Below are 9,838 nucleotides of genomic sequence, written 5' to 3' on the forward strand. Positions count from 1 at the left end.
GCCGGGCGGGAGGGTGAGACCGACCGTGGTGCCGGGTGCGACACCCATACTGATCAGCTTGCGCGCCAGGCGATTCGAGCGATCCGACAGTTCCCGGTAGGTCAGGGAGGATCCCTCGCCGGTGACCGCCGTCGCGTCCGGGGTTCGCCGCGCCTGGTCACGGAAGGCATCGAAGAGGAAGCGTTGCGGCACCGCCTGATTCGGTCCGCTGGTCGGGAATTCCGCCAGCTCGGCAGCACCGGTGAGGGGTAGATCGCCTACCGGCTGCTCCGGATCTCCGGCGACGGCGGCCAGTAGCGCGCTCAATCGCCGTCCGAAGGTTTCGATAGTCGCCTCGTCGAACAGGTCGGTGGCGTACCGCCACGAACAGTTCAGTCCCGCTGGCTCTTCCGCATGGGTACGCAGGACGACGGTCAATTGCAGATCCATGGGTGAGACCGATTCACCCAGGTCGATCGCCGACACGGTCAGGTCGGGTAGTCGGAATTGCCGTTCGCCGAAATCCTGGAAGGACAGTGCGACCTGGAACAGCGGGTGATGGGCCTGGGTCCGGGGCGGGTCCAGGTCGGCCACCAGTCGTTCGAAGGGCAACTCGGCGTGGGCGAAGGCACCCAGATCGGTTTCCCGGACCCGGCCCAGTAGCCGGGTGAAGCTCTCCGCCGCGTCGACGCGGGTGCGCAGGACCAGGGTGTTGACGAACATGCCGACGAGATCATCGAGTTCGGGCTCGCCGCGACCGGCCACGGGTGCGCCGACGGCGATATCGTCGGTCGCGGCCAGCCGGGCCAGCAGGACGGCCAGTGCCGCGTGCACCACCATGAACAGCGAGACGCCTTGGGCGCGGGCCAGATCCTCGAGCGCCCGGTGCACGGCGGCGTCCACCTGGAAATGCCGGGCGGCGCCGCGATGCGATGCCACCGGCGGGCGCGGGCGGTCCGTGTGCAGTTCCAGCAGCGACGGCAGACCCGCCAGCGCCTCACGCCAATACCGCAGCTGGGTCGACACTAGGGAGTCGGAATCGGTTGCAGCGCCCAGCAATTCGTGCTGCCACAGGGCGTAGTCGGCGTATTGCACCGGCAGCGGCGTCCAGTCGGGTGCCGTCCCCTGTGTGCGGGCGCTGTAGGCGGTCATGAGGTCGCGGGTGAGCGGGACCATGGAGAATCCGTCCGCGGCCAGATGGTGGATCACGACGCCGAGCACGTATTCGCCCTCTGCAATGCGGTACAGGCGAATCCGCAGCGGGATCTCGGCGGTCACGTCGAATCCCCTGCCCGCCAACGTGATCAGTTCCGAACGCAGGGCGTCCTCGGCGAGCTCCATGGGCGTCAGATCCAGCGAGACGTCGGCGACGGGCCGGATGTCCTGATAGCCGCCGCCCTCGTGCTCGGGATAGACCGTGCGCAGGATCTCGTGCCGTTCCAGCAGATCTCGTACGGCGAGACCGAAGGCGGCCACCTCGAGCTCGCCGGACAGCCGCAGCGCGAACGGAATGTTGTAGGCCGCCGAGGACGGGTCCAGGCGGGCCAGGAACCACATGCGCTGCTGGGCCGGTGCGAGCGGCGGCCGCTCCCCTCGGTCGGAACGTGCGGCCAGCGGCAGCCGCCGCATCGAATCGGTCCCGGTCGAGAGCTTGTCCACGGCGGCGGCCAGCGCGGCCACCGTGGGGTGCTCGAACACCAGCAGCGCGGGCACCCGCAGGTCGAGGGCGACCCTCAGGCGTCCCGCCAAACGCGTTGCCAGCAGGGAGTTTCCGCCGATCTCGAAGAAGTCGTCGTCGCGTCCCACACGGCCGGTGAGGAGTTCGGTGAAGGCGGCGGCCACGATCCGCTCGGTCTCGGTCGCGGGCGGCCGGTAGCGGCGCGGACCGAATTCCGTGGCGGGCAGGGCGGCTCGATCCAGCTTGCCGACCGGAGTCATGGGGATGCGATCGATCACCGTGATGGCGGCGGGCACCGCATGGCGCGGAAGTTGCTGGCGCGCAAGCTCGGTCAGGGCGGCGGTGTCGACGACGGCGCCGGATGCGGGTAGCACATAGGAGACGGGGGCATCGGCCCCGCTGGGTAGTCGATGCACGACAGTCGTTGCGAAGGACACGGATTCGTGCGCGGCCAGCACCGCGTCGATCTCGCCGAGCTCCACCCGGAAACCCCGGATCTGCACCTGCGTGTCACTGCGGGCCAGATACTGCAGGACCGGCGCGCTGTCGCCGCCCCAGACCCATCGCACCACGTCACCGGTGCGATAGACGCGCTCCCCCTTGCCATTCGGATGCGCGATGAAGCGGGCGGCGGTCAGCCCGGCCTGCCCGTGATAGCCGCGGGCCAGGCCCGGCCCGGCCAGATACAGCTCACCGGCCACCGCCATGGGCACCGGGCGTAGCCGGGCGTCGAGCACCATGGCCGCCACCCCGGGGATGGGTCCGCCGATGGTGACGGTCTCGGCGGGGGTCAGCGCATGGCTGATGGTCGCGGCCACAGTCGTTTCCGTGGGCCCGTAGAGATTGAAGAAGGAGCGGCCCGGCGACCATCGGGCAACAAGATCGGGCGGGCACTCCTCGCCGCCCGCGACCACCACCCGGAGATCGGGCAGATCCGCGGCGTCCATGCCCGCCAGCGCGGCCGGGGTGATGAAGGCATGCGTCACCCGCTCGGCGCGCAACAGCTCGGTGAGTTCGCCGCCGCCGTAGCAATCGGCCGGGGCGATGACCATGGTGGCGGCCGAGCCGACGGCCAGGAGCAGTTCGAGTACGGCCGCGTCGAAACTCGGGGACGCGAAGTGCAGGGTGCGGGCGTCCGCGGTGATGCCGAAGCGACGGGTCTGTTCGCGGCAGAGCCCGGCCAGACCGGTGTGGGTGACGGCCACGCCCTTGGGGCGGCCGGTCGAGCCGGAGGTGTAGATCACATACGCGATGTCCTCGCCGTACAGGCGGCGGGTGCGTTCGGTGAAGTGCACCGGTTCGGCCGAGGCGTCGGCCAGCGCCTCGGTGCAGTCCGGGCCGTCGAGTTCGAGCCACTCCAGGGCGTCGCCCAGGCGATCGCGCGTGGCGGCGAGGGTCAGGCCGCAGACCGCGCCCGCGTCGGCGAGCATGTAGGCCACCCGGTCCGGCGGATACTTCGGGTCGACGGGCACGAACGCGGCACCCGATTTGGCGACCGCCCAGACCGCGACCACGGCCTCGATCGAGCGCGGCAGGGCCAGCACCACCCGGTCGCCAGGTCCGAGACCGCGGCCGATGAGGACCCGCGCCAGGCGGGTGGAGCGCTCGTCGAGTTCGGCGTAGGTCAAGGCCCGCGCACCGGAACGCAGGGCGATTCCGGTGGGATTGCACTCCGCCGCCGCGGTCAGCAGTCGCGGCAGGGTCGCTGTTCTCATGCGGCCGCGCGGCTGTCGTGCCCGGCGCGCCGCAGAAACTTCGGCGGTCACCGGTTTCCTATCTTCGGCCTCGTTTCGCGTTCCTCACACGAGCGAAACGATTACCCGGTCCGAAGCGGGTAGGCAACATGCCGCTCATGCGCCCCCGCAGCGAGGCTACCAGTGCAAATGTCAAGCAAACTGGGAAGGTGAGGCTCAGGCCCCGCGGCTCGCGCACGCGATCCGGGACGGGCCGCCCCCGGCCGCCAGCTCCGGTATCGGGGCCTCGAGGTATTCGTGGATGAGTTCGGACAGCGTCCATTGCTCGACCGTGTCGAAGCCGAGCACGCGCAGGAGTTCGGCGAACTCGTCGGGTTCGAGATAGCTCAGGAAGGGTTCGTTGATCGCGGCGATCCGCTCGGCGCGTTTGCGCAGCGCCTCGCGCTCCTCGGAAGTGGTTCCGGGACAGAGGTAATCGGCGACCACCCGCACCGGCTGCGCCTGGCCCGCGATGAAACGCAGAGTGTCGGCGATGGCGTCGCGGGTCAGATACATGACCACACCCAGCCATACGAAGACGGCCGGTTCGTCCCGGCGGAATCCGGCGTGATCCAAACCCGCTGCCAGGGTGTCGGTTTCGAAATCGACCGGGACGAAGGTGACCGATTCGGGAATCTCGATTCCGGCCGCCGCCAGCATCTCCCGCTTCCATTCCTGGGTATCGGGATGATCGACCTCGAATACCGTCACCGCGGCATAGGGATTCCGATATCCGAAGGTGTCCAGCCCGGCCCCGAGAATCACCACCTGCCGGGTCCCCTCGGCCACGGCCCGGGCCACGATCTCCTCCGCGAACCGGGCCCGCGCGGCCAGAAAGTACCGCCGTCCCCGCCGCCGCGGATCGTTGCCGCCGGGCTGGTCCAGCGTCGCCGTGTCCAGCTCCGCTAGCCGATCCGCCGTCACCCCCAGAATCGGCGCGGCCAGCGGGTCGGTGAATATGCGCGGCTCCCCCGAAAGCTGGTGATACGCACGCGCGTACGCGGTCGCCAATGCGGTCCGACTGGCTCGCCCGGTCTCCATTCCGCCAGCCTAATTCCGCGCCCGGCCCACGGACTATGAGAAACAACTCAGCCCATTCCCGCCCGGGCGATGGGTACGGTCTGTGCGTGATCAAGGCGTTGCTGTTCGACGTCCAGGGGACGGCGACCGATTTCCATTCCACCATCCGGTGCGCGGCCGAGGCCATCGCCGGACCGCTCGCACCCGGGCACGACTGGTCCGAATTCGTGAACCGGTGGCGGGCGGCGTATTTCACCGAGACCTCCCGGCAGCCCGAGCAGGGGCCCTGGGTGAGCGTGGCGTCGGTCTATCGCGGGACGCTGGATCCGCTGCTCGAGGCCGACGGGATCGATCTGAAGCCGACAGCGCGGGACGAACTCACGCGGGCCTGGGCGCGGCTGGAACCGTGGCCCGACACCGTGCCGGGATTGACGCGCCTGCGGGAGCGCTTCACGCTGGCCACCCTCTCGAACGCCGATGTCAGTGCCGTGGTGGAGATTTCGCGGCGCGGCGGCCTGCCCTGGCACGCGATCTTCGCGGCGGAAATGGTGGGCGTGTTCAAACCGGATCCGCGGACCTATCACCTCGCGGCGCGCTATCTGGGCTTCGAGCCCGGCGAGATCATGATGGTGGCCAGCCACAAATACGACATTCGCGCCGCGAAAGCGCTCGGATTTCCGACGGCGTTCATCGCCCGGCCACTCGAATACGGCGATCCGGCGCTGGCCGATGCCGAGTTCTCCGACGAGTTCGATATCAATGCAGTGGATTTCCTGGATCTTGCCGATCAGCTCGGGTGCTGAGCGGCACCGAGGCTCCTACAGTGGCAGGGGGACGTTTTCGATACGGGAGGGTCGGCCTTGTCCACATCGCTAGTCAAGGGTCAGAACGGGGCTTTGAACGCCACGGAGGTGGTGGTTTCCGTTCGGGTGGCGGTCACCGCCGAATTGTCGGCGCTGCTGGTGACCGAGCACGGGAAGGTACGCTCCGACGCGGATTTCGTGTTCTACAACCAGCCTTCGGGGCCGGGGGTGCGGCTGCGGAACGGGGTGTCGGGGCAGCCCGCCGAGCTGGTGGTGTCGCTGGCGCAGGTGCCGGCCGATATCGCGCAGATCCGGGCGGTGATCACCCTCGACGGGACCGGGGCGACCTTCGGGCGGATCGCGCCGCCGGTCGCGGTGGTCGCGGATCAGGGCGGGAATCCGCTCTACGAGTACAAGATCGAGGATCTGCAGAGCGAATCGATCGTGATCGCGGTGGAACTGTACCGGCGGTTCGGGAATTGGAAGGTGCGCGCGGTCGGGCAGGGTTACGCGGGTGGGTTCGCGGCGCTGGTCACCGATCACGGGGTGACGGTCGACGATGCGCCGCCGCCGGTGCGCACGCAGCCCGCTCCCCCGCCGCCGCCTCCGCCCACGGCCTATCCGGCGCCCGTCGAACCGACCTATGTGACACCGCCTTCGCCGTATCCGACGCAGCCCCCGCCGCCTTCGCCGTATCCCACTGCGCCACCGCCGAATTCGGCCTATGCCACGCAACCGCCGGTCGCGCCCGCTCCCCAGACTCCGCGCGAGGGTGAGCTGTCGCGCGGGCGTCCGGTCAATCTGTCCAAGGGCCAGCGGGTCACGCTGCGCAAGGAGGGCGGGGTGGCGCTCACCCGGATCCGGATGGGACTGGGCTGGGCTCCGGCCAGTAAGAGCGGGCTTTTCGGGCGGCGCGCGGTCAATATCGATCTGGATGCCTGGGTGGCGATGTTCGCGGACCGGCATCTGGTGGATGTCGCCTACTACGGGCAGCTGACCTCGAAGGACGGCTCGATCCAGCATTCGGGCGACAACCTCGTCGGTGGCGGCGGGGCCGGCGACGATGAGCAGATCACGGTGGACCTGACTCGTATTCCACGCCGGGTCAATACGCTGCTGTTCATCGTCACCTCCTATCAGGGGCAGACCTTCGCGCAGGTCAACAATGCCTACTGCCGATTGGTGGACGACACCACGCAGGCCGAGCTGGCCCGCTACGCGCTCGCGGGCGGGATGCCGTTCACGGCGATCGCCATGGCGAAGGTGTTTCGCTCCGGCGGGGAGTGGCGGTTGGAGGCCATCGGGGAGGGCTTCCAGGCCAAGCATCCCGGTGAGGCGGTGCCGCAGCTGGGGCGGTTCATCACCGTCGAGTGAGCATCACTGTGGAGTGAGCCGGGCGCTCAGAGGAATTGGCCGACCTGTGCCGCCGCCTCGACCGGATGCCCGGCCTGGATCGGATGGCCCAGCGCCTGCACCTTCCAGATGCCGTCCTCGCGATGCACTTTCGCCACCACCATGCCCGTATGCGGGCCGCCCGCGCTCAGATTCGAGCGGGTCAGCTCGGAGCTGGTGGTGCCGTCGATCAAGCGCCAGAACGCATTGCGCACGCGTTCGAAGGTGTGCCCGGCGTAGGAGGTGATCACGAAGACGATGGAGGTCACGTGCGGGCCGACGCGGGTGAGGTCGACGGTGATGACCTCGTCGTCGCCCTTGCCCTCACCGGTGAGGTTGTCGCCGGAATGCCGGATCGCCCCGTCCTTGGTCACCAGCTGCCCGTAGTAGGCGGCATCGACGAGGTCGTTCCCGGCGTACACCAGCGCCGAGGCGTCCAGATCGATCTCGACCGGCTTCGAACCCCATTTATGCTGCACATGAACGGGATCCCAGCCCAGCGCCATCTTCACGAAGGTCAGATCCGTGCCCTGGCGCCGCAGCGCCACGGTGTCGCCCGCGCGCAGCACCGGCGCGATGACCGGCGCGGTCGCGCGCACCGGCTGGTTCGAACTGCTGATGGAGACGCCGTGATCGGCGAGCAGCGCCGCGAATCCGCGCGGATGCCCGAAGCCGACCGCGCGGGCGTACCACCCGTCGCTGCCCCGGTCCAGGTCCACGGCCGCCACCGTGTTCTCATTGCCGAGACCCTCGATCACGTACTCGTACAACGGATTTCCGCGATCGTCGGCGATTGCGATATGCGGGGGCGGGTAGTCCCCGAGCCGACCCCCACGATCATCGAGGGCGACCACCACACGAATGTGCGCCACCCCCTGCGGCACCGACCGCAGACTCACGGCAAGGGCGTTCTGCCCGGGCACCAGGTGCACGCCGGGCCCGGCGGGTTGGTTGTAGAAGATCAGATCGGCGTCGTCGCGCACCGCACCGCGGTCGGTGAGCAGCAGCGCGGCGAGATCGATGCCCGCGCTGAAGTGCACCGTCACGGTGATATCCGCGACGCCCAGTTCACCGGTCTGCCCTTGGGTCAAGAGTGCGGCCACGCTCCCACTCTATGGGAATGCCGCGTCACCTTGATGAAACGAACCCATATCGCTTTCGCGCATGCGCATTTCAGAACACCGCACTGCCCCGCCGTGGCCGGAGCGCGAACACCGCCCACAATGCCAGCCCGAGAGCCGTTGCGGCCGCGCCGATCTCGCACACCCGGGTCCAGCCACCGGCCTGGTAGGCGACACCGGCCGTCACCGAGCCCGCGACGCCGCCGAGGAAGTAGGTGACCATATAAGCGGTGGTCAGGCGGCTGCGGGCGGCCGGGTCCAGAGCGTAGATGGCGCTTTGATTGGTCAAGTGCGAACCCTGGATCCCGAAGTCGAAGACCAGCAGTGCGGCGATCAGCGCGACCACGCTGTGCGCACCCCAGGCCACCAGCGCCCAACTCGCCAGCAGCACAAGCCAAGTCAGGGTGGTCACCCGGCGCAGGTGGCCGCGGTCGGCCATGCGGCCCACCACGGGCGCGCCCAGCGCACCGAGCACACCGGCCAGGCCGAACAGGCCGATGGTGAATTCCGAATAGTGGTAGGAACTGCCGTGCGAACCGGCCAGCAGGAAGGCGATGGCGGTCCAGACGAGCGAGAAGCTGCCCATGACAAGGAATCCGAGCGCCATGCGCTGACGCAGCACGGGATGTTCGCGGATCAGGGCCAGGATCGAGGCCAGCACCTCGGGGTAGCTCTCGCCGGATGCGGCGCGCGGCGTGGCGGGTGCGAGGACATACAGGCTGACCGCCATCAGCACCTGGAGACCGGCCGCCACCAGCAGGACCGCCCGCCAGCCGCCGAGCTGGGCCACCGATCCGGCCAGCACGCGCGACAGCAGGATCCCCAGCAGCAGTCCGCTCATGACCGTGCCGACCACCTGCCCGCGCTTGTCCGGATGGGCCAGCGACGAGGCCCACGGCACCACCACCTGCGCGGCCGAGGCTGTCACGCCGGTGGCGATGACGCCCGTGAACAGCACGGGGAAGTTCGGGGCGAAGGCCGAGACCAGCAGGGCCGCGACCGAGGCCGCCAGCAGGACCGGGACCATGCGGTGGCGACGCAGGAAATCGCCCAGGGGGACCAGGAAGGCCAGGCCGCACAGGTAGCCGATCTGGGCCGCGCTCACGAGCAGCGCGGCGGTGGCGGTGGAGATGCTCAGATCCCCGGCGACCTCGTGCAGCAGGGGCTGGAGGTAGTAGTTGCCGGCCGCGGACGAACCGGCCGTGATGGCGAACACGAGCACGGTGGTCCGGCTCAGTGTCACCTCGGCTCCGGGCCGAGGCTCGCCCGCCGTGCGGGCCATCGAAACAGTCACCGATTCATCGTCGGCGCTCAAATGGATCAACAAAAGCGATAGTTTTCGATACTGCCATCTCCATTATTGATGGCAGCCGTACGATTCCGGGGCATGGAGATCCGTCAGATCGAATGCTTCGTCGCCTGCTGCGACCACCGGTCGTTCACCGCCGCCGCGCGCGCCCTGAACCTCGTGCAATCGGCCGTCTCCACCAGCGTCGCCAAACTCGAGCACGAACTCGGCGTTCGCCTCTTCGACCGCACCCCGCGCACGCTGGAGCTCACCGAGGCGGGTCGGGCCGCCGTCGCTCCGGCGCGGCTGCTGCTGCGCGCCCGCGGCGAGGTCGTCGACGCCATCGACGCGGCGCGCGGTGAGATCCGCGGTGAGGTCGTCATCGGCAATCTCATGAACGTCCACAATTTCGATCTCGCGGGCATCATCGCGGATCTGCACCGGCGCTTCCCGGCGGTGACACTGCGCATGCGTCAGAGCATCTCCGGCATGGCGGGCAATCTGGCGGGCCTGCGCGACAATTCGCTCGAGCTGGCCCTGCTCGCGGGCCGCTCCGACGAATTCCCCGGCATCACAACCCATCTCATCACCGAAGAAACCCTCGTACTGTGCACCGCGCCCGGCCATCCCCTGGCCGGCCGCCCCTTCCGGACAGCCGACCTCGACGGCATCCGTTTCATCGACTACCCACCCGGCTGGGGCATCCGCTCCATCGCCGACGACCTCTTCCCCTGCCGCCACCCCGTCATCGAGGTGGCCGACCAGGCCTTCGCATTGGAGTTGGCCGCCAAGGACTTCGACGTCGCCCTCCTCCCCCTCTCGGT

The 9,838-nt window shown here is 68.9% G+C and carries 7 protein-coding genes; 3 read left to right on the plus strand and 4 right to left on the minus strand.

From position 1 onward, the window contains the following. Positions 1 to 3,372 (minus strand): amino acid adenylation domain-containing protein (locus ACAM49_RS35675; RefSeq protein ID WP_369639951.1); only part of this gene is annotated, 3,372 nt, incomplete at its 3' end. A 195-nt stretch (positions 3,373 to 3,567) separates the two neighbouring features. Next, positions 3,568 to 4,431, minus strand: a complete 864-nt coding sequence (locus tag ACAM49_RS35680; protein ID WP_369639952.1) for a class I SAM-dependent methyltransferase — start codon at positions 4,429 to 4,431, stop codon at positions 3,568 to 3,570. A 35-nt stretch (positions 4,432 to 4,466) separates the two neighbouring features. Between ACAM49_RS35680 and ACAM49_RS35685 the strand changes: the two genes are divergently transcribed. Continuing rightward, positions 4,467 to 5,213: a haloacid dehalogenase type II gene (locus ACAM49_RS35685; RefSeq protein WP_369639953.1), complete on the plus strand. Its 747-nt coding sequence runs from the start codon at positions 4,467 to 4,469 to the stop codon at positions 5,211 to 5,213. Between the two features lie 57 nt (positions 5,214 to 5,270). Beyond that, on the plus strand, positions 5,271 to 6,587 hold the full coding sequence (locus tag ACAM49_RS35690) for a TerD family protein (RefSeq protein WP_369639954.1): 1,317 nt from the start codon (positions 5,271 to 5,273) through the stop codon (positions 6,585 to 6,587). 26 nt (positions 6,588 to 6,613) lie between these two features. Here ACAM49_RS35690 and ACAM49_RS35695 read toward each other — a convergent pair whose 3' ends face one another. Continuing rightward, a complete protein-coding gene (locus ACAM49_RS35695) occupies positions 6,614 to 7,708 on the minus strand; it encodes a TerD family protein (RefSeq protein ID WP_369639955.1) in 1,095 nt (364 codons plus the stop codon). A gap of 70 nt (positions 7,709 to 7,778) precedes the next feature. Beyond that, positions 7,779 to 9,020, minus strand: a complete 1,242-nt coding sequence (locus ACAM49_RS35700; RefSeq protein WP_369639956.1) for an MFS transporter — start codon at positions 9,018 to 9,020, stop codon at positions 7,779 to 7,781. Between the two features lie 93 nt (positions 9,021 to 9,113). On the opposite strand from ACAM49_RS35700, the gene ACAM49_RS35705 reads away from it, so the two are divergent. Next, positions 9,114 to 9,838: LysR family transcriptional regulator (locus tag ACAM49_RS35705; RefSeq protein ID WP_369639957.1), on the plus strand; the 725-nt coding region annotated here is incomplete at its 3' end.

The organism is Nocardia sp. JMUB6875, from assembly GCF_041154655.1.
GTDB lineage: Bacteria > Actinomycetota > Actinomycetes > Mycobacteriales > Mycobacteriaceae > Nocardia.

What these genes read in the sequence shown, in the direction of transcription:
- ACAM49_RS35680 (WP_369639952.1), bottom strand. Translation starts at nt 4,431, where the DNA reads ATGGAGACCGGGCGAGCCAGTCGGACCGCATTGGCGACCGCGTACGCG.
- ACAM49_RS35685 (WP_369639953.1), top strand. Translation starts at nt 4,467, where the DNA reads ATGAGAAACAACTCAGCCCATTCCCGCCCGGGCGATGGGTACGGTCTG.